Origin of the sequence: Gordonia sp. (in: high G+C Gram-positive bacteria), from assembly GCF_047606305.1 — a bacterium.
GTDB lineage: Bacteria > Actinomycetota > Actinomycetes > Mycobacteriales > Mycobacteriaceae > Gordonia.
The window spans coordinates 1-21688 of sequence record NZ_JASGER010000083.1; the positions used below are offsets into that span (position 1 = coordinate 1).

At 71.3% G+C, this 21688-nt stretch carries 25 protein-coding genes; 23 read left to right on the plus strand and 2 right to left on the minus strand.

Features of this window, described 5'->3' with window-relative positions; translation table 11 throughout:
• The 4 genes from bioD to QM634_RS12295 form a co-directional block, all read left to right on the plus strand.
• Positions 1–681 (plus strand): ATP-dependent dethiobiotin synthetase BioD (gene bioD / locus QM634_RS12280; protein WP_415043062.1); only part of this gene is annotated, 681 nt, incomplete at its 5' end.
• Positions 678–1715 (plus strand): biotin synthase BioB, encoded by a 1038-nt coding sequence (gene bioB, locus QM634_RS12285; RefSeq protein WP_415043063.1) that lies wholly within the window; start codon positions 678–680, stop codon positions 1713–1715. The genes bioD and bioB, both read left to right, overlap by 4 nt.
• 4 nt (positions 1716–1719) lie before the next feature.
• Positions 1720–1977: a hypothetical protein gene (locus QM634_RS12290; protein ID WP_415043064.1), complete on the plus strand. Its 258-nt coding sequence runs from the start codon at positions 1720–1722 to the stop codon at positions 1975–1977.
• Positions 1974–2618 carry a hypothetical protein gene (locus QM634_RS12295; protein ID WP_415043065.1) on the plus strand — a complete coding sequence of 215 codons (645 nt, stop codon included), beginning with the start codon at positions 1974–1976 and terminating at the stop codon, positions 2616–2618. Before QM634_RS12290 ends, QM634_RS12295 begins: the two co-directional genes overlap by 4 nt.
• Positions 2619–2694: 76 nt before the next feature.
• On the opposite strand, the gene QM634_RS12300 is transcribed toward QM634_RS12295, so the two are convergent.
• On the minus strand, positions 2695–3381 hold the full coding sequence (locus tag QM634_RS12300) for an NUDIX hydrolase (protein WP_415043066.1): 687 nt from the start codon (positions 3379–3381) through the stop codon (positions 2695–2697).
• A 159-nt stretch (positions 3382–3540) separates the two neighbouring features.
• On the opposite strand from QM634_RS12300, the gene nadA reads away from it, so the two are divergent.
• Positions 3541–4575: a quinolinate synthase NadA gene (nadA, locus tag QM634_RS12305; protein ID WP_415043067.1), complete on the plus strand. Its 1035-nt coding sequence runs from the start codon at positions 3541–3543 to the stop codon at positions 4573–4575.
• A complete protein-coding gene (gene nadC / locus QM634_RS12310) occupies positions 4572–5429 on the plus strand; it encodes a carboxylating nicotinate-nucleotide diphosphorylase (protein WP_415043068.1) in 858 nt (285 codons plus the stop codon). Before nadA ends, nadC begins: the two co-directional genes overlap by 4 nt.
• Positions 5430–5433: 4 nt before the next feature.
• Here nadC and QM634_RS12315 read toward each other — a convergent pair whose 3' ends face one another.
• Positions 5434–6021, minus strand: a complete 588-nt coding sequence (locus QM634_RS12315; RefSeq protein ID WP_415043069.1) for a hypothetical protein — start codon at positions 6019–6021, stop codon at positions 5434–5436.
• A gap of 102 nt (positions 6022–6123) precedes the next feature.
• Between QM634_RS12315 and hisD the strand changes: the two genes are divergently transcribed.
• The 17 genes from hisD to pyk all read left to right on the plus strand — a co-directional run bounded on the left by hisD (position 6124) and on the right by pyk (position 21688).
• Entirely contained in the window at positions 6124–7455 is a 1332-nt protein-coding gene (gene hisD / locus QM634_RS12320) for a histidinol dehydrogenase (RefSeq protein WP_415043070.1), read from the plus strand.
• A complete protein-coding gene (locus tag QM634_RS12325) occupies positions 7452–8588 on the plus strand; it encodes a histidinol-phosphate transaminase (RefSeq protein WP_415043071.1) in 1137 nt (378 codons plus the stop codon). Before hisD ends, QM634_RS12325 begins: the two co-directional genes overlap by 4 nt.
• The gene (gene hisB, locus QM634_RS12330) at positions 8588–9244 is read left to right on the plus strand and encodes an imidazoleglycerol-phosphate dehydratase HisB (RefSeq protein ID WP_415043072.1); all 657 of its coding nucleotides are present in this window, start codon (positions 8588–8590) and stop codon (positions 9242–9244) included. Before QM634_RS12325 ends, hisB begins: the two co-directional genes overlap by 1 nt.
• Positions 9241–9885: an imidazole glycerol phosphate synthase subunit HisH gene (hisH, locus tag QM634_RS12335; protein WP_415043073.1), complete on the plus strand. Its 645-nt coding sequence runs from the start codon at positions 9241–9243 to the stop codon at positions 9883–9885. Before hisB ends, hisH begins: the two co-directional genes overlap by 4 nt.
• Positions 9882–10139, plus strand: a complete 258-nt coding sequence (locus QM634_RS12340) for a hypothetical protein (protein ID WP_415043074.1) — start codon at positions 9882–9884, stop codon at positions 10137–10139. The genes hisH and QM634_RS12340 overlap by 4 nt, the downstream gene beginning before the upstream one ends.
• A gap of 14 nt (positions 10140–10153) precedes the next feature.
• Positions 10154–10897: a bifunctional 1-(5-phosphoribosyl)-5-((5-phosphoribosylamino)methylideneamino)imidazole-4-carboxamide isomerase/phosphoribosylanthranilate isomerase PriA gene (gene priA, locus QM634_RS12345; RefSeq protein WP_415043075.1), complete on the plus strand. Its 744-nt coding sequence runs from the start codon at positions 10154–10156 to the stop codon at positions 10895–10897.
• On the plus strand, positions 10897–11721 hold the full coding sequence (locus tag QM634_RS12350; RefSeq protein ID WP_415043076.1) for an inositol monophosphatase family protein: 825 nt from the start codon (positions 10897–10899) through the stop codon (positions 11719–11721). Before priA ends, QM634_RS12350 begins: the two co-directional genes overlap by 1 nt.
• Entirely contained in the window at positions 11718–12521 is an 804-nt protein-coding gene (gene hisF / locus QM634_RS12355; protein WP_415043077.1) for an imidazole glycerol phosphate synthase subunit HisF, read from the plus strand. The genes QM634_RS12350 and hisF overlap by 4 nt, the downstream gene beginning before the upstream one ends.
• Positions 12518–12880 (plus strand): phosphoribosyl-AMP cyclohydrolase, encoded by a 363-nt coding sequence (gene hisI / locus QM634_RS12360; RefSeq protein ID WP_415043078.1) that lies wholly within the window; start codon positions 12518–12520, stop codon positions 12878–12880. Before hisF ends, hisI begins: the two co-directional genes overlap by 4 nt.
• A 5-nt stretch (positions 12881–12885) precedes the next feature.
• On the plus strand, positions 12886–13065 hold the full coding sequence (locus QM634_RS12365) for a tautomerase family protein (RefSeq protein WP_415043079.1): 180 nt from the start codon (positions 12886–12888) through the stop codon (positions 13063–13065).
• Complete coding sequence (locus QM634_RS12370; protein WP_415043080.1) at positions 13062–14609, plus strand: anthranilate synthase component I; 1548 nt, start codon at positions 13062–13064, stop codon at positions 14607–14609. Before QM634_RS12365 ends, QM634_RS12370 begins: the two co-directional genes overlap by 4 nt.
• On the plus strand, positions 14609–15271 hold the full coding sequence (locus QM634_RS12375) for a TIGR02234 family membrane protein (RefSeq protein ID WP_415043081.1): 663 nt from the start codon (positions 14609–14611) through the stop codon (positions 15269–15271). Before QM634_RS12370 ends, QM634_RS12375 begins: the two co-directional genes overlap by 1 nt.
• 124 nt (positions 15272–15395) lie before the next feature.
• Positions 15396–16214, plus strand: a complete 819-nt coding sequence (trpC, locus tag QM634_RS12380; RefSeq protein WP_415043082.1) for an indole-3-glycerol phosphate synthase TrpC — start codon at positions 15396–15398, stop codon at positions 16212–16214.
• Entirely contained in the window at positions 16215–17531 is a 1317-nt protein-coding gene (gene trpB / locus QM634_RS12385; protein WP_415043083.1) for a tryptophan synthase subunit beta, read from the plus strand.
• The gene (gene trpA, locus QM634_RS12390; protein WP_415043084.1) at positions 17528–18334 is read left to right on the plus strand and encodes a tryptophan synthase subunit alpha; all 807 of its coding nucleotides are present in this window, start codon (positions 17528–17530) and stop codon (positions 18332–18334) included. The genes trpB and trpA overlap by 4 nt, the downstream gene beginning before the upstream one ends.
• A 43-nt stretch (positions 18335–18377) precedes the next feature.
• Positions 18378–20144 carry a prolipoprotein diacylglyceryl transferase gene (gene lgt, locus QM634_RS12395; protein WP_415043085.1) on the plus strand — a complete coding sequence of 589 codons (1767 nt, stop codon included), beginning with the start codon at positions 18378–18380 and terminating at the stop codon, positions 20142–20144.
• 122 nt (positions 20145–20266) lie between these two features.
• The gene (gene pyk, locus QM634_RS12400; RefSeq protein ID WP_415043086.1) at positions 20267–21688 is read left to right on the plus strand and encodes a pyruvate kinase; all 1422 of its coding nucleotides are present in this window, start codon (positions 20267–20269) and stop codon (positions 21686–21688) included.

The following is a 21688-nucleotide window of genomic DNA, read 5'->3' on the forward strand; positions in this document are numbered from 1 at the left end:
GCCCGGGCCCGCTCCCGCGGCGCGCGCCGCATCGCCGTCGTCAAGCCCGCGCAGACCGGCGTCGATGCCTCGACGCCCGCCGATCTGGCACAGGTCCAACGACTGTCCGGACCGGTCACCCCCGTCGAGTGCGCGCGCTACCCGGAGCCACTCGCACCGGACGTCGCGGCACGCCGGGCGAGTCTGCCGCAGCTGCGGCGCGAGGATGTGCGGACGGCCGTCGCCGAGGTCGCCGCGACGAACGACGCAACCCTCGTCGAGGGCGCCGGTGGAGTCCTCGTGCGATTGGCGGAGACCGGCGGGTCGTCGGGACCGCTGACGATCCTCGACGTGGCCGCCGACGCGGGAGCGCCCGTGGTGGTCGTCGCCTCTCCCGCCCTCGGTGCCCTCAACCACGCCGAGCTCACCGTCGCCGCCATCCGGGCGCGCGGACTGGTGCCCGCCGGGCTCATCATCGGATCCTGGCCCGCCGACCCCGATCTCGCGATGCGGTGCAACGCCCGGGACTTGCCGCGCGTGACCGATGTGCCGCTCATCGGTACGCTGCCCGAAGGCGTCGGTGCGCTGCCGCGCGAGGAATTCCTGGAGCGAGCCCCCCACTGGTTCGACCCCGACTGGGTTCCACCGCAACCCAATCCACCGCAATCCGACCGCCGAACAGACGAAGGAGTCCCATCGTGACCTCAGCTTCCACCACCGCGAGCAGCCCAGCCGCCGACGCCGGTGACATCCTGGCCGTCGCGCGCGAGCAGGTGCTCGAGCGCGGCGAGGGACTGACCCGCGACCAGGTGCTGGCCGTGCTCCAGCTGCCCGACGACCGACTCGAGGAGGTCCTCGCCCTGGCCCACGACGTGCGGATGCGCTGGTGCGGTCCCGAGGTCGAGGTCGAGGGCATCATCTCGCTCAAGACCGGCGGCTGCCCCGAGGACTGCCACTTCTGCTCCCAGTCGGGCCTGTTCGCCTCGCCGGTGCGCAGCGCGTGGATCGACATCCCGTCGTTGGTCGAGGCGGCCAAGCAGACCGCGAAGACCGGGGCCACCGAGTTCTGCATCGTCGCGGCCGTCCGCGGGCCGGACAAGCGACTGATGAGTCAGGTCGCGGCCGGTATTGAGGCGATCCGCAACGAGGTCGACATCCAGATCGCGTGCAGCCTGGGCATGCTGACCCAGGAGCAGGTCGACGAGTTGGCGGCCATGGGCGTGCACCGCTACAACCACAACCTGGAGACCGCGCGGTCGCACTTCCCGAACGTCGTCACCACCCACACGTGGGAGGAGCGCTGGGACACGCTGCGCATGGTCCGCGACGCCGGCATGGAGGTCTGCTGCGGCGGCATCCTCGGCATGGGCGAGTCGCTCGAGCAGCGCGCCGAGTTCGCCGCGAACCTGGCCGAGCTCGAGCCCGACGAGGTGCCGCTCAACTTCCTCAACCCGCGCCCGGGAACCCCCTTCGGCGATCTCGAGGTGCTGCCCGCGTCCGAGGCACTCAAGGCCGTCGCCGCCTTCCGCCTCGCGCTGCCGCGGACCATCCTGCGGTTCGCCGGGGGCCGGGAGATCACCCTCGGCGACCTGGGCGCCCAGCAGGGCATCCTGGGCGGCATCAACGCCGTGATCGTCGGCAACTACCTGACCACTCTGGGCCGTCCGGCCGAGGCCGACCTCGATCTGCTCGACGACCTGTCGATGCCGATCAAGGCGCTCAACGACACCATCTAGCCCGATGAGTCCGGCCGACACCGCCCCGCCGCCCGTCTCCGGGCCGCTGGACGCCCCGCACCGCTACGGGGTGTACACCGGTATCGAGACCGAGTTGCAGAGCGAGGACGCCGTGCCGCCCACCGCGCGACTCGGCCTGGAGCCGCCGCGCTACTGCGGGCAGTGCGGCCGGCGGATGGTCGTGCAGGTCCGGCCGGACGGCTGGCGCGCCCGCTGCTCGCGACACGGCGAGGTGGATTCGACCGAATTGGAGCAGCGATGAGCGACCCGCAGATCCTGGCCCCCGGCCCGTATCCGCTCCAACCGGTGGGGCCGCGCGACGCCGCGACCGCCCTGCGGGCCAACCGGCTGGTGCCCCGCGAGCTGATCCGCGCGGTCCTCGGTCTGGCCGTCGCGGCCGTGATCGCCGCAATCGTCTGGGCGATGGCCGCACCGATGCCCACCGGCGTCGTCGAGCGGCGGGGGTTCGCCGGCGTCCCGTCCGAGCAGCTGGGCAAGTACTTCGACGGCATCGGCTGGTTCGCGCTGGGCCTGATGCTGCTGGGCGTCGTCGCCGGATCGGCGTTCTGGTGGATGGCGCGAACCTGGCGCGGGCCCCTGGGTGCCGTTGTGCTCGCGGCGACGACGGTCGTGGTGTCGGGGTTGGCGATCGAGGTCGCGCTGGCGACCCTCCGGGCACGTCTGCCCGACCCGGCCAAGCTGGACGTCGGCCAGACCTTCCTCACCGGGCCCAAACTCTGGATGGGGGCGCCGGCCGACGGTGCCGTCGGGGCGCCCGGGATCCTCCTGGTCCTGATGCCGACGATGGCCCTGCTGGCCTACCTGTTCCAGGTGCTGCTCGCCGCCAGCCCGACGCTCGGCGCCGACACCCCCGAGCCGATCCCCGTCGACGACGTCGCCTGAACGCCGAGCGTGCCCAGAATTTCGTCGAGCGTGCCCGGAATCTCGTCGATCGTGCCCACGGATCCGTCGAATCGGATCACATCAGCGGCGGTCGCAGCGTCGCGAATTCGTCTGTGACGCGCAGTGTCGCGTCGGTGAACCGGTAGAGGGCCGGCGGCCGTCCGCCGCCGCGGGTACGCCGCACGCCGCCGGTCGCGGTGATCACGGCCCGCCGGGACAGGATCCGCAGCAGGTTCGTCGTGTCGACCGGGTAGCCGAGCGCCGCGCCATAGATCTCCGACAGCTCCGACATCGGGAACTCGGCTGGGGCCAGGGCGAAGGCGATGTTCGTGTACGACAGCTTGCCGGCCAGGCGCTGCCGGGCGGCGGTGACGATGGCGGCGTGGTCGGCGATCAACGGGGGGAGGGCATCGACGGGGTGCCAGGCCGAGCCGTCGGCGGGTGCATCCGGGCGGACGAGGCCCAGGTAGGTCGAAGCAACGGTCCGCGCTCCCGGGACCCGGTGTGGATCGGAGAACACCTCGAGTTGCTCGAGGTGGGCCACGTCGCCGGCCCCCGCTTGTTCGCGCAGGCAGGCCAGAGCCGTGTCCGCGATGTCGGCGTCACCGGCTATCGGCCCGCCGGGCAGTGCCCACGCGCCGTCGTCGGCGGGCACCAGCAGGACCTGCAGGTGTTGGTCGGGCAGCGACCCCGTCGATCCGACCCGCAGCACCGCCGAGCGCACTTCCAGGTGCACGGGAGTCGAATCGTCGGGGATGCCCACGAGCCGATCATAGGGGGACCGGCCGTCGTGTCGGTCAGGGCGCGCGGACCGCTCGCGGGAATGGCGGGGAGGTCTCGGGTGTTACCATGGACGAGGTTTTCGACCGATAGTCGAAAACACCCTGAATCGCCCAGCCCGGTGGCGAAGGAGGAACCCGTAATGAGCATCACCACAGACTTCAGCAGCAGCCTGTCCTGGACCGAGGGCCCGGAGGGCTACACCGGTGTCGAGGCGACCCCGGAGTGGGCCGAGGAGGTCCACCGGCTCGCCAAGGCCCGCAACGCGACCATCCTCGCGCACAACTACCAGCTCCCGGCCATCCAGGACATCGCCGACCACACCGGCGACTCCCTGGCGCTGTCGCGCATCGCGGCGGAGGCCGACGAGGACGAGATCATCTTCTGCGGCGTCCACTTCATGGCCGAGACCGCCAAGATCCTCAGTCCGGACAAGCGCGTCATGATCCCCGACGCGCGGGCGGGCTGTTCGCTGGCCGACTCGATCACCGCCGACGACCTGCGCGCCTGGAAGGACGAGTTTCCCGACGCCGTCGTCGTGTCCTACGTGAACACGACCGCCGAGGTGAAGGGCCTGACCGACATCTGCTGTACGTCGAGCAACGCCGTCGACGTCGTGGCGTCGATCGACCCCGACCGCGACGTGCTGTTCCTGCCCGACCAGTTCCTCGGCGCGCACGTCAAGCGCGAGACGGGCCGCGACAACATCCACATCTGGGCGGGCGAGTGCCACGTGCACGCGGGCATCAACGGTGACGAGCTGGCCGACCAGGCCGAGTCGCACCCCGACGCCGACCTGTTCATCCACCCGGAGTGCGGCTGTGCCACCTCGGCGCTCTACCTCGCCGGCGAGGGAGCGGTGCCGGAGGAGAAGGTCAAGATCCTGTCCACCGGCGGCATGCTCGACGCCGCGCGCGAGACCAACGCCAAGCAGGTGCTGGTGGCCACCGAGATCGGCATGCTGCACCAGCTGCGCAAGGCGGCCCCCGGTGTCGACTTCCAGCCGGTCAACGGCCGTGCGTCGTGCCCGTACATGAAGATGATCACCCCGGCCGCGCTGCTGCGCTGCCTGGTGACCGGTCAGGACGAGGTCGACGTCGCGCCCGACGTCGCCGAGCGGGCCCGCGCGAGCGTCGAGAAGATGATCGCGATCGGCAACCCCGGCTCGGGCGAATGAGCGAGCAGCAGGCCGTCACCGACGAGGTGCGGGCCCTGATCCGCACCGCCCTCGACGAGGACCTGCGCTACGGGCCGGACGTCACCACGATGGCGACGGTCCCGGCCGATGCGGTCGCGCAGGCGGCGGTCGTGAGCCGCGCCAACGGCGTCGTCGCCGGAGTGCCGGTGGCGCTGGCCGTCTTCGACGAGGTGATCGGCGCCGGGCGCTACGAGGTGACCGCGCAGCTCACCGACGGTGACCGGGTCGCCCCGGGTGACACGGTCATCGCGCTGCGCGCCCCGACGCGGGAGCTGCTCACCGCCGAGCGCACCGCGTTGAACCTGCTGTGCCACCTGTCGGGGATCGCCACCGCGACCGCCGAGTGGGTGGACGCGGTCGAGGGGACCGGTGCCAGGATCCGCGACTCGCGCAAGACGCTGCCCGGACTGCGCTTCCTGCAGAAGGCGGCGGTGCGCGCCGGTGGCGGCGTGAACCACCGGATGGGGTTGGGCGACGAGGCGCTCATCAAGGACAACCACGTCGTGGCGGCCGGGTCCGTCGCCGCGGCACTGCAGGCGGTCCGCGCGGCCGCCCCCGACATCCCCGTCGAGGTCGAGGTCGACTCGCTCGACCAGCTCGACGAGGTGCTCGCGCTCAAGCCGACGCTGGTGTTGCTCGACAACTTCGAGCTCTGGGCGACGCAGATGGCCGTCAGCCGGCGCGACGCGCAATCCCCGGACACCAAGCTGGAGAGCTCGGGCGGCCTGACCCTCGACGTCGCCGCCGACTACGCCAAGACCGGCGTCGACTATCTGGCGGTCGGTGCGCTGACCCACTCGGTCACCGTGCTCGACCTCGGCCTGGACATGTGACCGGTCAACTCCCGACGGGGATGCGGCCGACGATGTCGCGCACCGCGCGGGTGTCGGGCGCGCGCAGCACCGCCGTCACGACGGTGTCGCCGACCAACCGGATCGCGTAGGCGGTCCGGAACGGCCCGATGGGCATGGTCGGCGCATCGGACAACCAGAGCCACGCGGCACGATCGCCGTCCCTGTCCTGTCCGGACAGGTGGCGGTCGCGGGTGGCCAGCAGGTCGGTGACGATCCGGTCGTAGGCGGCGCGCGACCGCCCCGCCGTGCCGTACCGCACCAACGACTGCCCGACTCCGGCGTTGTTCGACCCGGTCGGGTAGTAGACCTCCGTGTACTGCTCGTAGCCGGCGGGGAAGGCCGCCTCGCCGCGCAGGAACAGCGGCCGGCAGTCGCCGTCGGGCGCACACGGGATCGGCGCATCGGAGACTCGTTCGGGGCCGGTCGTCGCCGTGCCCGACGACGCCAGAACGCGATCCAGCTCGACGCGGCCCAGCAGCCGGTCGGCGGGGTGGCCCGGTGTCGGGGCGGACGTGCCGCACCCCGCCACGACGAGTGCGACGGCGGCCAGGACGAGCAGGAGTCGGGTCATAGCCGATCAGGCTACGAGGCCCGATAGCCGGGCGATCGGAAAACCGCTTTGCCCGACCGCATATCCTGGTAAAAGCCCGTCCGGACAATCACAGGAGTCACGATGCTCTCGCGCACCGACCTCCGCGGCACGACGCCGACCGCAGCACAGCTGCGACGCGCGCTGCCCCGCGGAGGCACCGACGTCAACGCCGTGCTGACCACGGTCACGCCGGTCGTCGAGGACATCAAGGCCCATGGCGCCACCGGTGCGCTCGACTACGGCGAGAAGTTCGACAAGGTTCGCCCGGCATCGGTGCGCGTCCCCGCCACCGTGATCGCCGAGGCCGCGGCCGAGCTGGACCCGGCGGTGACGGCGGCACTGCGCGAGTCGATCGACCGGGCCCGCGCGGTCCACGCCGATCAGCGTCGCACGACCGCGACGACACAGGTCGCGCCCGGCGGCACGGTCGCCGAAAAGTGGATCCCGGTGCGTCGCGTGGGCCTGTACGTGCCCGGCGGCAATGCGGTCTACCCGTCGAGCGTCGTGATGAACGTCGTGCCGGCCCAGGCGGCCGGGGTCGAGTCCCTCGTCGTCGCCTCGCCGCCGCAAGCCGACTTCGGCGGCTGGCCGCACCCGACGATTCTCGCCGCCTGTGCGCTGCTCGGCGTCGACGAGGTGTGGGCGGTCGGCGGCGCCCAGGCCATCGCACTGCTCGCCTACGGCGGCGAGGACACCGATGCGGCCGAGCTCGACCCGGTCGACCTGATCACCGGGCCGGGCAACATCTACGTCACCGCGGCCAAGCGCCTGGTGCGCGGCGTGGTCGGCATCGACTCGGAGGCCGGGCCGACCGAGATCGCCATCCTCGCCGACGACTCGGCCGATCCCGGCCACCTCGCGGCCGACCTGATCAGCCAGGCCGAGCACGATGTGATGGCCGCCTCGGTGCTGGTCACCGACAGCGAATCCCTCGCCGACGCCGTCGACGAGGCCGTCGCCGCACAGGCCGCGGCCACCAAGCACACCGAGCGCGTCACCACCGCGCTCACCGGTCCGCAGTCCGGCATCGTCCTGGTCGACGACCTCGAGGCCGGCTTGCGCGTCGTCGACGAGTACGCCGCCGAGCACCTGGAGATCCAGACCCGCGACGCGTCCGCGGTCGCCGACCGGGTCTGCAACGCGGGTGCGATCTTCGTCGGGCCGTATGCGCCGGTCAGTCTCGGCGACTACTGCGCCGGGTCCAACCACGTCCTCCCGACCTCCGGGTCGGCGCGGTTCGCCTCCGGGCTGTCGGTGCAGACCTTCCTCAAGGGCGTGCACGTCATCGACTATGACCAGGCCGCGCTGGCCGCGGTGGCCGACAAGGTCGTCACGCTCGCGGACGCCGAGGACCTCCCCGCGCACGGCGACGCCGTCAAGCAGCGCTTCGCCGCGCCGCGGGGCGAGTCGTGAGCACCGAACGGGTGGCCGTTCCCGGCGAGCGGGCGACGCTCGACGACCTGCCGCTGCGGGAGAACCTTCGCGGCAAGACGCCGTACGGGGCGCCGCAGCTCGACGTGCCGGTCCAGTTGAACACGAACGAGAACCCGCACCCGCCGTCCCGCGCGTTGATCGACGACGTCGCCGAATCGGTGCGCGAGGCCGCGGCCCAGCTGCACCGCTACCCGGACCGGGACGCGCTGGCCCTGCGGGCGGACCTGGCCGCCTACCTGTCGGAGGCGACCGGCGTCGCGCTGGGCACGGAGAACATCTGGGCGGCCAACGGCTCGAACGAGATCCTGCAACAGCTGTTGCAGGCCTTCGGCGGACCGGGCCGGACGGCGATGGGCTTCGTGCCGTCGTACTCGATGCACCCGATCATCTCCGACGGCACGGACACGACGTGGGTGGCGGCCAAGCGGGCGCACGACTTCTCCCTGGACGTTGACTATGCGCTGGGGGAGATCGAGCGCGTCCAGCCGGACGTCGTCTTCCTCACCTCGCCGAACAACCCGACCGGGGCGTCGATCCCGAACGCCGACCTGGAGGCCATCGCGGCGGCGGCGCCGGGCATCGTCATCGTGGACGAGGCCTACGCGGAGTTCAGCGGCCAGCGCAGTGCCGTCGAGCTGATCGACCGGTATCCGGCGAAGGTCGTGGTGTCGCGCACCATGAGCAAGGCCTTTGCGTTCGCCGGCGGTCGCCTCGGTTATCTGGCCGCCGCGCCGGCGATCGTCGATGCGCTCTTGCTCGTGCGCCTGCCGTACCACCTGTCGGTGCAGACGCAGGCCGCGGCGCGGGCCGCCCTTCGCCACCGCGACGAGACGCTGGCCGGGGTGGCCAGCATCGTCGCCGAGCGCGAGCGCGTCGTCGCCCGGCTGCGCGAACTCGGCTACGACGTCGCCCCGTCGGATGCCAACTTCGTGCTGTTCGGCGACTTCACCGATCCGGCGGCCAGCTGGAAGCGGTACCTGGACGTCGGCGTGTTGATCCGCGATCCGGGAATCCCCGGTCGTCTGCGTGTCACGATCGGGTTGGACACCGAGAACGACGCATTCCTGCGGGCCAGCGAGGCGCTGGCCCCGACCGACCTAGTGAGGGTCTGATGAGTAACAGCGGTAAGCGCACCGCGAAGGTGGAACGGACCACCCGTGAGTCGTCGATCGTCGTCGAGCTGAACATCGACGGCACCGGCCAGACGGCCATCGACACCGGCGTGCCCTTCTACGACCACATGTTGACCGCCTTCGGCCAGCACGGCAGCTTCGACCTCTCGGTGACGGCGCGCGGCGACATCGAGATCGAGGCGCACCACACCGTCGAGGACACCGCGATCGTGCTCGGCCAGGCCTTTGCGCAGGCCCTCGGTGACAAGAAGGGCATCCGTCGCTTCGGTGACGCGTGGATCCCCATGGACGAGACGCTCGCGCAGGCCGTCGTCGACGTCTCCGGGCGCCCGTATTTCGTGCACACCGGTGAGCCCGAGCACCTGCTGACCGCGATCATCCCCGGGGTCGAGGAGCGGACCGAGGCCGGCGGCGAGGTCCGCCGCGGCGCGCCGTATTCGACCGTCATCAACCGGCACGTGTTCGAGTCGCTGGCGCTCAACGCCCGCATCGCGCTGCACGTGCGGGTCGAGTACGGCCGTGACCAGCACCACATCACCGAGGCGGAGTACAAGGCTGTGGCCCGCGCGCTGCGCGCGGCCTGTGAGCCCGATCCGCGGGTCAGCGGGGTCCCGTCGACGAAGGGCAGCCTGTGAGTCGACCGTCGGTGACGGTGCTCGACTACGGCTCGGGCAACCTGCGGTCGGCCCAGCGCGCACTCGAACACGTCGGCGCGCAGGTCACCGTCACCGCCGATCGGAGCGCGGCCGCCGAGTGCGACGGTCTCGTCGTGCCCGGTGTCGGCGCGTTCGCCGCCTGTATGGAGGGTTTCGAGCAGGTCGGCGGACCGCAGATCGTGGGCCGCCGCCTGGCCGGCGGACGCCCGGTCCTGGGCATCTGCGTCGGCATGCAGATCATGTTCGCCCGCGGCGTCGAGTTCGGCGTCGAGGCCGACGGTTGCGGCGAGTGGCCCGGGGCGGTGACCCGGCTCGACGCCCCGGTGCTGCCGCACATGGGGTGGAACACCGTACAGGCGCCCGACGGCTCGGTCCTGTTCGACGGGATCGGCGCCGACGAACGCTTCTACTTCGTGCACTCGTACGCGGCGCAGAACTGGGAACTGGGCGAGGACTCCTCGTCGCCGATCGCCGCGGCGAAGCTGACCTGGGCGACCCACGGATCCCGATTCCTGGCCGCGGTGGAGAACGGCGCACTGTCGGCGACCCAGTTCCACCCGGAGAAGTCCGGCGACGTCGGTCTGGCGCTGCTGGCCAATTGGTGCGGAGGACTGTCATGAGCGGTGGAGCGGGATTTTCCTTCATCAAACTGGCGCTCGCCTCGTTGTCGGCCGGGCTGGCGGTGCTGGTCGTGTCCCTGCCGTTGATCTGGTTGGCGTCCAACGTGCACCGGTGGCTGGGTCTGATCGTCGCGCTGGCAGCCATCGTCGGTATCGTCGCGGCGATCGGCTTCGTCGCCAACCGCACCGTCGACAAGGCCGCGCGCTCCCTCCGCGAGGCCGACAACCCGCCCGCCGATCCGAACCACCGATAGGAACACCGCCACCCATGGCCACCCTGGAACTGCTCCCCGCCGTCGACGTCGCCGACGGTCAGGCCGTCCGCCTGCTGCGCGGCGCGGCCGGGACCGAGACGTCGTACGGCTCGCCGCGCGACGCCGCGCTCGCCTGGCAGCGCGACGGTGCGCAGTGGGTGCACATGGTCGACCTCGATGCGGCCTTCGGGCGCGGCGACAACCGCGCCCTGCTGGCCGACGTGATCGCCGAACTCGACGTCGCCGTCGAACTCTCCGGGGGGATCCGCGACGACGCCTCGCTGGCCGCGGCGCTGGCCACCGGCTGCAAGCGCGTGAATCTGGGCACCGCCGCCATCGAGAACCCGCGGTGGTGTGCCGAGGCGATCGCCGAGTACGGCGACAAGATCGCCGTCGGCCTGGACGTCACCGCCGACGGGGACTCGTGGAAGCTGCGCGGACGCGGCTGGGTCACCGAGGGGGGCGACCTGTGGGAGACCCTCGCGCGCCTGGACGCCGACGGGTGCGCCCGCTACGTCGTCACCGACGTCTCCAAAGACGGCACGCTGTCCGGGCCGAACCTGAAGCTGTTGCGCGAGGTAGCGGCCAACACCGACGCCCCCGTCGTCGCCTCCGGGGGCATCTCCGAGCTCGCCGACCTCACCGCCATCGCCGGGCTCGTCGACGAGGGGATCGAGGGCGCGATCATCGGCAAGGCGCTCTACGCCGGTCGGTTCACCCTGCCGCAGGCCCTCGCGGCGGTGCGCGAGGACCGCTGATGGCCGAGATCCCGGGCACCGACCTGACCCGACTCACCGACACCGCCGCGACGATCCTGGACGCGGCGGTGCCGCAGTTCGTCGCCGGGGTGGGCGCCCCGGGAGTCGTCACCAAGGGGCGCACCGACTTCGCCACCCAGGTCGACCTCGACCTGGAACGGTTCCTGTGCGAGGAGCTGACCCGGCAGACCGGGCTGCCCTGCCACGGTGAGGAGTTCGGCGGCCCGCCCGTCGACGAGGGGCTGCTGTGGGTTATCGACCCCATCGACGGCACCTTCAACTACTCGACCGGCAACCCGATGACGGGCATCCTCGTCGGACTGTGCGGCGACGGCCAGGCGCTCGCCGGGCTGACGTGGCTGCCCCTGCTGGACCAGCGCTACGTCGGCGTCGTGGGCGAGGGGGTGACCCGAAACGGGGCGCCCGTCCCGCCGATGGCGCCGGTGGAACTGGCCGATGCCGCGCTGGGATTCGGGTCCTTCAACGTGCGGTCGAGGGGGCGCTACCCGGGGGCCAAGCGCATCCAGGTGCTCGCCGAGCTGAGTGGACGCGCCGGCAAACTGCGGATGTCGGGCAGCATCGGCGTCGACCTCGCGTTCACCGCGGCCGGAACCTATGCGGGCGCGATCACCTTCGGCCGGCACGCGTGGGACAACGCGGCCGGTGCCGCCCTGGTGCGCGCGGCCGGCGGAGTCGTCACCGACCTGGCCGGCGATCCGTGGACGGTGGCCTCGCCCTCGCTCGTCGGGGCGGCGCCCGGCCTGCACGGCGAGTTGATCGACCTGGTCGACGAAGTGACCGGACAAGACTGGGAGGTCCGATGAGTGTCGCGGTCCGCGTGATCCCGTGCCTGGACGTCGACGACGGGCGCGTGGTCAAGGGCGTCAACTTCGAGAACCTGCGCGATGCGGGCGACCCCGTCGAGCTCGCCGCGCGCTACAACGCTGAAGGCGCCGACGAGCTGACCTTCCTGGACGTCACCGCCTCCAGCTCCGGTCGCCGCACGATGATCGACGTGGTCAAACGGACGGCCGATGAGATCTTCATCCCGCTGACCGTCGGCGGCGGTATCCGCGAGGTCGCCGACGTCGACGCGATGCTGCGCGCCGGCGCCGACAAGGTGAGCGTCAACACCGCGGCGATCGCCCGTCCGGGGGTGCTGAACGAGATGAGCCAACGGTTCGGGTCGCAGTGCATCGTGTTGTCGGTCGACGCGCGCACCGTGCCGGCGGGCGAGAAGCCCACCGCCTCGGGGTGGGAGGTCACCACGCACGGGGGGCGGCGCGGCACCGGCATCGACGCGCTCGAGTGGGCGCGCCGGGGCCAGGACCTCGGGGTGGGGGAGATCCTGCTCAACTCGATGGACGCCGACGGAACCAAGGCCGGGTTCGACCTGGCCATGCTGACCGCGGTGCGCGCCGTCGTCGACGTTCCCGTGATCGCCAGCGGCGGCGCCGGGAGGGTCGAGGACTTCGCGCCGGCCGTGCGTGCCGGCGCCGACGCGGTGCTGGCCGCGTCGGTGTTCCACTTCGGCGAACTGACGATCGGTCAGGTCAAGACGGCGATGGCCGATGCGGGGATCACCGTGCGGACCACCGGCATGGCCAGCGGAGGGACGGCATGAGCGATTCGACCGATCGGCTGGACCCGGCGATCGCGGCGCGGCTCAAGCGCAACGCCGACGGGTTGATCGCGGCTGTCGCCCAGGAAGAGGGCACCGGTATCGTCCTCATGCAGGCCTGGATGGACGACACCGCCCTCGCCCGCACCCTGGCCACCGGGGCCGCGACCTATTTCTCCCGCTCACGCCAGCAGTACTGGGTGAAGGGGGAGACCAGTGGCCACACGCAGCGGGTGAAGTCGGTCCGACTCGACTGCGACGGCGACACCGTGCTGCTGGTCGTCGAGCAGACCGGCCCGGCCTGCCACACCGGCAACCACAGCTGCTTCGACACCGACGAACTGCTGCCCGAGAAGGAGTGAACGACATGCCGCTGATCCAGATCTCGCAGACCCCGGGCCTGTCCGACGCCATCAAGCGCGAGACCATCGCCGCGGTCACCGAGGCGTACGCCCGCGCCACCGGCAAGAACCCGGACGCGGTGTGGGTGACCATCACCGAGGTGCCGCGCAGCCATTGGGGCGTCGGGGGCGAGCCACTCGGATGAGCCGACACGCCCACCTCACCACCACGACGCTCGACCAGTTCCGCAATCTCGCCGTCGACCACCGCGTCGTCCCGGTCACGCGTCGCGTCCTCGCCGACGGCGAAACACCGTTGTCGGCCTACGCGAAGCTGGCGGGCGACCGTCCGGGAACCTTCCTGCTGGAGTCGGCCGAGAACGGCCGGTCGTGGTCGCGCTGGTCCTTCATCGGGGCCGGGTCGCCGGCCGCGCTGACCGTCGTCGACGGCGAGGCCAGCTGGTGGGGCAGCGCCCCGGCCGGGGCCCCGACCGGCGGCGACCCGCTCGAGGCGCTGGAGGCCTCACTGAGGCTGTTGGCGACCGACCCGCTGCCGGACATGCCCCCGCTCACCGGCGGATTCGTCGGCTTCCTCGCCTACGACCTGGTGCGCCGGCTCGAGCGGCTGCCGGAGACGACGGTCGACGACTTGGGCCTGCCCGACCTCTTCCTGATGCTGGCCACCGATCTGGCCGCCGTCGACCACCACGAGGGCACCATCACCCTGATCGCCAACGCGGTCAACTGGAACGGCAGCGACGAGCGCGTCGACGAGGCCTATGCCGACGCGGTCGCCCGCCTGGACCGGATGACCGAGGCGCTCGCCGCGCCGGCGCCGTCGACCGTCGGGGTCTTCGACCGTCCGGCGCCCGACTACACCTCGCAGCGGAGCCTGGCCGAGTACCGGGAGATCGTCGAGACGCTCGTCGGCGACATCGAGGCCGGCGAGGCCTTTCAGGTCGTGCCGTCGATGCGGTTCGAGATGGACACCGATGCCGACCCGCTCGACGTCTACCGGGTGCTGCGCGCGTCCAACCCGAGCCCGTACATGTACCTGCTGCGGATGCCGGACACCGTCGGCTCCGGGGAGCACCCGGTCACCATCGTGGGCAGTTCGCCCGAAGCCCTCGTCACCGTGACCGACCGCGTCGCGACCACCCACCCGATCGCCGGGACCCGGTGGCGCGGTGCCACCGAGGAGGAGGACCTCCTGCTCGGCAAGGATCTGCTGGCCGACGAGAAGGAGAACGCCGAGCACCTGATGCTCGTCGACCTCGGCCGCAACGACCTGGGCCGGGTGTGCGAGCCGGGGACGGTCAAGGTCAGCGACTACCGCCGCCTCGAGCGCTACAGCCACGTGATGCACCTGGTGTCGACCGTGTCCGGTCGCCTGCGCGAGGACAAGACCGCCCTGGACGCGGTCACCGCCTGCTTCCCGGCCGGCACGCTCACCGGGGCGCCCAAGGTGCGCGCGATGGAGCTGATCGAGGAGCACGAGATCACCCGGCGCGGCCTCTACGGCGGTGTCGTGGGCTACCTGGACTTCGCCGGCGACGCCGACACCGCGATCGCCATCCGCACCGCCCTGTTGACCGACGGCAAGGCCTACGTGCAGGCCGGCGGCGGCGTCGTCGCCGACAGTCGGGCCGACTACGAGTACAACGAGGCGCGCAACAAGGCCACCGCCGTCCTCAACGCGGTGGCCGCCGCCGAGACGATGTCCGTCCTCGGACGCGAGGGGAAGTCGTGATGCGCCCCGAGGTCAGGGTGAAGGCGGTGTCGTCGGTCCTGCTGCTGGGCGGTGCGGTCGCGCTCGGGGTCGCCTCGCGGGTGCGGTGGGCGCGGGTGGACGCCACCGACGGCATGACGCCGATGCGCACCTTCGACGTCAAGGGCGCCGACTGGAGCCCCTGGCTGGCCCCGCTGGCCCTGGTGCTGCTCGCGGCGATCGCCCTCGTGTGGGCGTTGCGCGGCTGGGCGCTGCGCGCCCTGGCGGTGCTGCTCGCCGTGTGCGCGGTGGTGACCGCGATCCCCGCGATCTCCATGCTGACCAGCCCGGTGAACACCGACTACGCGGCCCGCGCGATCGAACTCGCGCCGCGCTATCGGGTGCTCCTGACGACGGTCAACCAGTGGGCGCCGTGGATCGTCCTGGTCGGGGCGATCCTGGTCGCCGCCGGCGCGGTGTTCGCGCTGCGCTCGGCATCCGGCGGGGGCATGTCGACCAAGTACCGGTCGCCGGCGGCCCGTCGGGAGGAACTCGAGCGCAAGGTCTTCGCCGAGCACGAGCGGCGGCAGCGGCGGGAGGCGGCCGCCGGCGACCGGGAGGCGGCCGGCGGCGACGCCGAGCCCACCGGCAGTGAGCGGATCCTGTGGGACAGTCTGGACACCGGCGTCGACCCCACCGAGTGACCCGCGCAACGGGAATCCGGGCGACCCGGACGAGTCGCCCGCCACGGGCGCGGCTACCCTTGTGACTCATCGAATAGTCGGCCCGGCGAACCGTCGGGGCGGGGCAGCCGGAGGTGAGACGCCAATGACCGAGCAGACCGTGCTCGACTCGATCATCGAGGGTGTCAAAGCCGACGTCGCGACGCGCGAGGCGGCCATCGACTACGCCACGATCAAGAAGGCCTCGCAGGACGCGCCGCCCGCGCGCGACGCGATGGCCGCGCTCCGCCGGCCGGGAATCGGCGTGATCGCCGAGGTGAAGCGCGCGAGTCCGTCGAAGGGGGAGTTGGCGACGATCGCCGACCCCGCGGAACTGGCCAAGATCTACGAAGAGGGCGGCGCCCGCGTCATCAGCGTGCTCACCGAGGAGCGCCGCTTCCGCGGGTCGCTGGCCGACCTGGACGCGGTGCGCGCCGCGGTCGACCTGCCCATCCTGCGCAAGGACTTCATCGTCGGGCCGTATCAGATCCACGAGGCCCGTGCCCACGGCGCCGACGTCATCCTGCTGATCGTCGCCGCGCTCGAGCAGAACGTCCTCGAGTCGCTGCTGGACCGCACCGAGTCGCTCGGGATGACCGCGCTCGTCGAGGCACACTCCGAGGAGGAGGCCGACCGGGCCCTGCAGGCCGGGGCGAAGGTGGTCGGCATCAACGCGCGCAACCTCAAGACCCTCGAGGTCGATCGGGACGCCTTCGCGCGGATCGCGCCGGGCCTGCCCACCGAGGTCATCAAGATCGCCGAGTCGGGCATCCGCGGCACCGCCGAGCTGCTCGCCTACGCCGGGGCCGGCGCGGATGCCGTGCTCGTCGGCGAAGGGCTCGTCACCAGCGGTGATCCCCGTGCCGCCGTCGCCGAACTGGTCACCGCGGGCGCCCACCCGTCGTGCCCCAAGCCCGTTCGCTGAATGTCCGACCAGACCCCCGGCACCCCGTATCCGCCCGCCAGCGCGGGCGTCACCAGCCGTACCTCCGTCGAACCCGACGCCGGCGGCCACTGGGGCGACTACGGCGGACGGCACGTCCCCGAGGCGTTGATGGCGGTCATCGAAGAGGTCACCGCGACCTACGAGAAGATGCGCACCGACGAGACCTACCTCGGTGAGCTCGACCGCCTGCAGCGCGACTACACGGGGCGCCCGTCGCCGCTGTACGAGGCCACCCGGTTGAGCGAGGAGGCCGGCGGTGCGCGACTGTTCCTCAAGCGCGAGGACCTCAACCACACCGGCTCGCACAAGATCAACAACGTGCTGGGCCAGGCGCTGTTGGCGCAGCGGATGGGCAAGACCCGCGTCATCGCGGAGACCGGCGCCGGCCAACACGGCGTCGCCACCGCGACCGCGTGTGCACTCCTGGGCCTGGAATGCCTGATCTACATGGGTCGCGTCGACACCGAGCGGCAGGCGCTCAACGTGGCGCGGATGCGCCTGCTCGGCGCGGAGGTGGTCGCCGTCGAGACCGGGTCGGCGACCCTGAAGGACGCCATCAACGAGGCGCTGCGCGACTGGGTGACCAACGCGCACAACACCTACTACTGCTTCGGCACGGCCGCCGGGCCGCACCCGTTCCCGATGATGGTGCGCGACCTGCAGCGCGTCGTCGGGCTGGAGGCGCGCGCCCAGATCCTCGAGCACGCCGGTCGGCTGCCCGACGCGGTCACCGCGTGCGTGGGCGGCGGCTCCAACGCCATCGGCATCTTCCACCCCTTCCTCGACGACGAATCGGTCCGTCTGGTCGGTTTCGAGGCCGCCGGCGACGGGGTGGAGACCGGTCGGCACGCGGCCACCTTCACCGGCGGGTCGCCGGGTGCCTTCCAGGGCGCCTACTCCTACCTGCTGCAGGACGAGGACGGCCAGACGATCGAGTCGCACTCCATCTCGGCCGGGCTCGACTACCCGGGCGTCGGCCCCGAACACGCCTACCTCAAGGACATCGGCCGCGCCGAGTACCGCCCGGTCACCGATACCGAGGCCATGGACGCGCTGCGCCTGCTGTCGCAGCGGGAGGGGATCATCCCGGCCATCGAGTCCGCGCACGCCGTCGCCGGCGCGCTGACGCTGGGCCGTGAACTCGGGCGGGACTCGGTCATCGTCGTGAACCTGTCCGGCCGCGGCGACAAGGACGTGGACACCGCCGCGCGCTGGTTCGGCCTCTTCGGCAAGCCGCCGTCGGAGACCGAGTACGCCGCCGCGCAAGCCGCCGAGAAGGCGCAGGACTCCCGATGAGCAAACCCGCCCCGGCCCCCGCTTCGCGGTTGGGGGAGACTTTCGCCGCCTGCCGCGCCGAGGACCGCGCCGCCCTCATCGGCTACTTCCCGGTGGGCTATCCGACCGTTGCCGACTCGTTGGCGTCGATGCGGCTGATGGTCGAATCCGGCTGCGACATCGTCGAGATCGGCATCCCGTACTCCGATCCGGTCATGGACGGCCCGACCATCGCCAAGGCCACCCAGCTCGCCCTCGCGAACGGCAGCCGCGTCCGCGACGTCTTCGCCGCGACCGAGACCGTCGCCGCCGCGGGCGCCGAGCCGGTGGTCATGGTCTATTGGAACCTGGTGCTCAAGTACGGCGTGGACGCCTTCGCCCGCGACCTCGCGGCGGCCGGCGGTCTGGGGATCATCACCCCCAACCTGATCCCCGACGAGGGCGCGGAGTGGGAGGCGGCCGCCGATGCGCACGGCCTCGACCGGATCTACCTGGTGGCGCCCTCGTCGACGCCCGAGCGCCTGGCGATGACGCTCGACCACTGCCGCGGCTTCGTGTACGCCTCGTCGACGATGGGCGTGACCGGCGCCCGGGACGCGGTCTCCGACCTCGCGCCCGAGCTGTGCGGCCGCATCCGGGAGTACTCCGACATCCCCATCGGCGTCGGACTCGGTGTGCGCAGCGGTCGGCAGGCGGCCGACATCGCCCGCTACGCCGACGGCGTGATCGTCGGGTCCGCCCTGGTGTCCGCGGCCGAGCAGGGCCCCGACGAATTGTCCGGATTGGTCGCCGAGCTCGCCGAGGGCGTGCGCGGCGAGTTCTGAGCGGGCGCGCTGAGCACCCGGCGCGTCCGATACTGTGGGCGGCGTGAATACCGTGCAGGTGTTGGCCTACATCCCCAGTCCGCCGCAGGGCGTGTGGACGGTCGGGCCGATCGATCTCTTCGGCCACTCGATGACGATTCCGATCCGCGCGTACGCGCTGTGCATCATCGTCGGCATCATCGTCGCGCTCTGGTGGGGAGGACGCCGCTGGGCGGCCCGCGGCGGCCAGCCCGGTGAGGTGCTCGACGTCGCCATCTGGGCGGTACCGTTCGGGTTGATCGGCGGTCGCGCCTACCACGTGTTGACCGACTGGCCGACCTACTTCGGCGCCGGCCCGAAACAGCCGATCGACGCCCTCAAGATCTGGGAGGGCGGCCTGGGCATCTGGGGTGCGGTGGCCCTCGGTGCGGTGGGCGCCTGGATCGGGTGCCGGGTGTACGGGATCAAACTCCCGCCCTTCGGCGACGCGATCGCCCCGGCGGTCCTGTTGGCGCAGGGCATCGGCCGACTCGGCAACTACTTCAACCAGGAGGTGTACGGCCGCGCCACCGACGTCCCGTGGGCGTTGGAGATCTTCCGGCGGCTGCCGAACGACCTCGACGGCGTCTCGACCGGCGAGCGGATCGCGCTCGTGCACCCGACGTTCCTGTACGAGCTGCTGTGGAACGTCTTTTTCGTGCTGGTGCTGCTCGCGGCCGACCGGTACTTCCGGCTCGGCCACGGCCGTCTGTTCGCGCTGTACGTGATGGGCTACTGCTTCGGCCGGTTCTTCATCGAGTTGATGCGTGACGACCCGGCGTCCCAGCCGTTCGGCATGGGGATCCGGGTGAACTCGATCGTCTCGGTCGTCGTCTTCGCCTGCGCCCTCGCGTACTTCCTGGCCGCGCCGAAGGGGCGTGAACTGGGGCTCTCGATGTACCGCCCCAAGCGCGCCGAGGAGCTGGCCGCCGAGGGCAAGGTCGGCTATGTCGACCCGTGGGGTCGCGGCGAGAAGGTCGAGAAGGTCGACGAGGCGAAGACCGTTGAGCCCGAGAAGGTCGTCGAGCCGGAGAAGGTTGTCGAGCCCGAGGTGGAGGAACCGGCGGTCGCGGCCGTCGTCGAGACCGAATCCGAGCCGGAACCCGAATCCGAGCCGGAGCCGGAGGTCGAGAAGGTCGTCGACGAGCCGGAACCGGCGGTCGAGGAGCAGGCCCCCGAACCAGAGGCGGAGCCCGCGGCGGCCGTCGAGCCCGAGGCCGAACCGGCCGTCGAGGAGGCCGCCGAGCCGGTGGTCGTCCTCGACGCCGACGACGAGCCGATTTTCGACGTCGAGGACGACATGCGGATCATCAGCGTGGAGCGGGAGGTCGCCGCACCCGCGTCGGTGGTCTTCGCGCTCGTCGCCGACCCGTCCCAGCACCCGAAGTTCGACGGGAACGGCAACCTCGAGGAGGCTGCCGAGGGCCAGTCGGTCGGTGCGGTCGGGGACGTGTTCCAGGTGACCAACTCCAACGGCAACCCGCACGACAACAAGGTCGTCGAGTTCGAGAAGGACCGGGTGCTGGCGTGGTTGCCGGCACCGGTGGGCCAGGAACCGCCCGGACACCTGTGGCGTTGGGAAGTGGCGCCGATCGACGATCAGCGCTCGACCGTCACGCACACCTACGACTGGACGAATCTCCCCGACAGCGAGACCAAGCGGATCGAGCGGGCCCGTGCGACATCGGCGGGCCAACTGCTGGCCACGCTGAACCGACTGGCCGCCCTCGCCGAAGATGGCGGTGCGGCCGAGCGGCCGAACATCGTCCGCCGCGCCGACTCGGGCAAGTAGCACCGGTTTGTGAGACGCCCGTCACGCCCGACGTTTCGCCGTCGTGAATCGCGGGTGACACCTTGTCGCGGCGACCGGTGTCCGTGGTCGGCCGCGCGGCGGCGAGGACTACGCTGGCGTCCGTGAGTCGTCGAACGAAGATCGTCTGCACCATGGGCCCCGCGACCGCCTCGGTCGAGAAGATCCGGGCGCTCGTCGACGCCGGGCTCGACGTTGCCCGGATGAATTTCAGTCACGGCACCCACGACGACCATGCCGCGATGTACGGCTACGTGCGTGAAGTGGGCGAGGCCACCGGCAAGGCCCTCGGCGTGCTGGCCGACCTGCAGGGTCCCAAGATTCGTCTGGGCACTTTCGGCGGCGACGGCAAGGTCGAGTGGAACGCCGGCGACACCGTCCGCATCACCGTCGACGACGTCGTCGGCGACCACGACCGAGTCGGCACCACCTACAAGCAGCTGGCCCGCGACGCCCGCGTCGGCGACCGGCTGCTCGTCGACGACGGCAAGGTCGGTCTCACCGTCACCGACATCGACGGCAACGACGTCGTCTGCACGGTCACCGAGGGCGGTCCGGTCAGCAACCACAAGGGCCTGTCGTTGCCCGGTATGGACGTGTCGGTGCCGGCCCTCTCGGAGAAGGACATCGCCGACCTCGAATTCGCCCTGCGACTCGGCGTCGACCTGGTGGCGCTGTCCTTCGTCCGCAGTCCGTCGGACATCGAGCTGGTCCACGAGGTGATGGACCGTGTCGGTCGACGCGTGCCGGTCATCGCCAAGTTGGAGAAGCCCGAGGCGGTCGAGAACCTCGAGGCCATCGTGCTCGCCTTCGACGCGATCATGGTCGCCCGCGGCGACCTGGGCGTCGAACTTCCGCTCGAGGAAGTCCCGCTGGTGCAGAAGCGCGCCATCCAGATGGCCCGCGAGAACGCCAAGCCGGTGATCGTCGCGACCCAGATGCTCGAGTCGATGATCGAGAACTCCCGGCCCACCCGTGCGGAGGCCTCCGATGTGGCCAACGCGGTGCTCGACGGCGCCGACGCGGTCATGCTCTCGGGGGAGACGTCGGTCGGCAAGTACCCGGTGCAGACCGTGGCGACGATGAACCGCATCTGCCAGACGGTGGAGGCTGGCCCCCGGTCGGTGCCGCCGCTGGACCACCTTCCGCGTACCCGCCGCGGGGTGATCTCCTATGCCGCCCGCGACATCGGCGAGCGGCTGTCGGCCAAGGCTCTGGTCGCCTTCACCCAGTCCGGCGACACGGTGCGGCGCCTTGCCCGCCTGCACTCACCGCTGCCGCTGCTGGCGTTCACCCCGATCCCGGAGATCCGCAACCAGCTCGCCCTGAGTTGGGGGACCGAGACCTTCATCGTGAACCGGGTCGGCAACACCGACGAGATGATCGACGATGTGGACGAGGTCCTGCTCGGCACCGGGCGGATGGAGCGCGGCGACACCGTCGTCATCGTCGCGGGCGCCCCGCCGGCCACCGTCGGGTCGACCAACATGATCCATGTCCACCGCATCGGCGAACAGGACCACTGA